Annotated in this window: 2 rRNA genes (1 of these 2 running past the window's edge); both read left to right on the forward strand. The window is 47.1% G+C overall.

What is annotated here, in order from left to right:
* Positions 1-2248: ribosomal RNA gene (locus tag VB248_RS22510) — 23S ribosomal RNA — on the forward strand (it extends 578 nt beyond the left edge of the window).
* Positions 2249-2393: 145 nt separating this feature from the next.
* A 5S ribosomal RNA gene (gene rrf, locus VB248_RS22515) occupies positions 2394-2505 on the forward strand.
* Positions 2506-2511 lie beyond the last annotated feature (6 nt).

The raw sequence follows: 2511 nt of genomic DNA on the forward strand, positions 1-2511 counted from the left end.
GTGACGGCGTGCCTTTTGCATAATGACCCTACGAGTTACTCTTACTGGCAAGATTAAGGTTTATAGAACTGGAGTCGGAGCGAAAGCGAGTCTTAATAGGGCGTTTAGTCAGTGGGAGTAGACGCGAAACCTTGTGATCTACCCATGGCCAGGTTGAAGGTGTGGTAACACACACTGGAGGACCGAACGAGTTTACGTTGAAAAGTATTTCGATGAGCTGTGGGTAGGGGTGAAAGGCTAATCAAACTGGGAAATAGCTCGTACTCCCCGAAATGTTTTTAGGAACAGCGTCGTGGTTGAGTTTCATGCAGGTAAAGCTACCAATAGGACTAGGGGGAGTCAAATCCTACCAAATCCTGATGAACTCTGAATGGCATGAAATATACACGGCAGTGAGGGCCGGGGTGCTAAGGTCACGGTCCGAGAGGGAAAGAACCCAGACCAACAGTTAAGGTCCCCAAATCTATACTAAGTTGAACAAAGGAGGTCTGATTGCAGAGACAGCCAGGATGTTAGCTTGGAAGCAGCTATTCATTTAAAGAGTGCGTAACAGCTCACTGGTCGAGCGAGGCGGGCATCGATAATAAACGGGCATCAAGTATAGTACCGAAGCTTTGGATTATGTATTTATACATACTGGTAGGGGAGCATTCTCATTGCAGCGAAGGATAGTCGACAAGGCTTACTGGAGCGATGAGAAAAGCAAATGTAGGGATGAGTAACGATAATGCGGGCGAGAAACCCGCACGCCGAAAAGTCAAGGTTTCCTCAGCTATGCTAATCAACTGAGGGTTAGTCGGGGGCTAAGGGTTTAGCGACAGCGAAGACTTAATGCACATCAGGTTAATATTCCTGAACTTACTATTAGGGAAACACAATGACGGAGATTCGTGGTTGGCAGGTACTGACGGAATAGTGCCTCTGAGAAGCAGCCGCAAGGCAGAAACGAGTCAGCGAAGAGACTTCCAAGAAAAGTTGTGAATCTATACTTAATAGTAACCCGTACCGTAAACCGACACAGGTGACTGGGAAGAATATTCTAAGGCGCTCGAGTGAATCACGGCTAAGGAACTCGGCAAATTAACCCTGTAACTTCGGGATAAAGGGAGCCTCCTCGCAAGAGAGGCCGCAGAGAATTGGTCCAGGCGACTGTTTAACAAAAACACATGGCTTTGCAAAAACGAAAGTTGACGTATAAGGCCTGACACCTGCCCGGTGCTGGAAGGTTAAGAGGGGATGTTAGCGCAAGCGACGCATTGAATCGAAGCCCCAGTAAACGGCGGCCGTAACTATAACGGTCCTAAGGTAGCGAAATTCCTTGTCGGGTAAGTTCCGACCTGCACGAATGGTGTAACGATCTGGACACTGTCTCAGCCGTGAGCTCGGTGAAATTGTAGTAACGGTGAAGATGCCGTTTACCCGCAACGGGACGGAAAGACCCCATGAACCTTTACTATAGCTTAGCATTGAGTTCTGGTACTGGATGTGTAGGATAGGTGGGAGGCTGTGAAATGGTGTCGCTAGGCATCATGGAGCCAACGTTGAAATACCACCCTTCTTGTACTGGAATTCTAACCTAAATAGGGACATTGCTTGGTGGGTAGTTTGACTGGGGTGGTCGCCTCCAAAAGGATAACGGAGGCTTTCAAAGGTACCCTCAGCACGCTTGGTAACCGTGCGTAGAGTGCAATAGCAAAAGGGTGCTTGACTGTGAGACAAACAAGTCGATCAGGTACGAAAGTAGGATATAGTGATCCGGTGGTTTAGTATGGAACAGCCATCGCTCAAAGGATAAAAGGTACTCTGGGGATAACAGGCTGATCTCCCCCAAGAGCTCACATCGACGGGGAGGTTTGGCACCTCGATGTCGGCTCGTCACATCCTGGGGCTGGAGAAGGTCCCAAGGGTTCGGCTGTTCGCCGATTAAAGTGGCACGCGAGCTGGGTTCAGAACGTCGTGAGACAGTTCGGTCCCTATCTGTTGTGGGCGTAGGATTATTGACAGGTTCTGACTTTAGTACGAGAGGACCGAGTTGGACTGACCGCTGGTGTATCAGTTGTTCTGCCAAGAGCATTGCTGAGTAGCTACGTCGGGACCAGATAAGCGCTGAAAGCATCTAAGTGCGAAACTGACCTGAAGATGAGTAATCCATATAAGGGCGGTCGTAGATGACGACCTTGATAGGTTGCAGATGTAAAGATAGAAATATCAAAGTCGAGCAATACTAATTACCCAAGAGCTTTCTTAATTAACTGTATTGAGTTTATCTTATGCAAATAAGAAAAAACAAATAATTACAGAGTTTGCTTACTCCTCAACATCTTTCACAATATTATATGAAATCTTCCCTAAAGAAATAAGAGTAATAGCCAAAAGCAAACACTCAAAGACTTTATGGGGTTGATAGGACTGGTGTTCACCTCTTCCCATCTCGAACAGAGAAGTTAAGCCCAGTGCCGTTGATGATACTGCAATCACATGCGGGAAAGTAGATAAACCCCAAAAATATTT

The organism is Arcicella rigui, assembly GCF_034929435.1.
GTDB lineage: Bacteria > Bacteroidota > Bacteroidia > Cytophagales > Spirosomataceae > Arcicella > Arcicella rigui.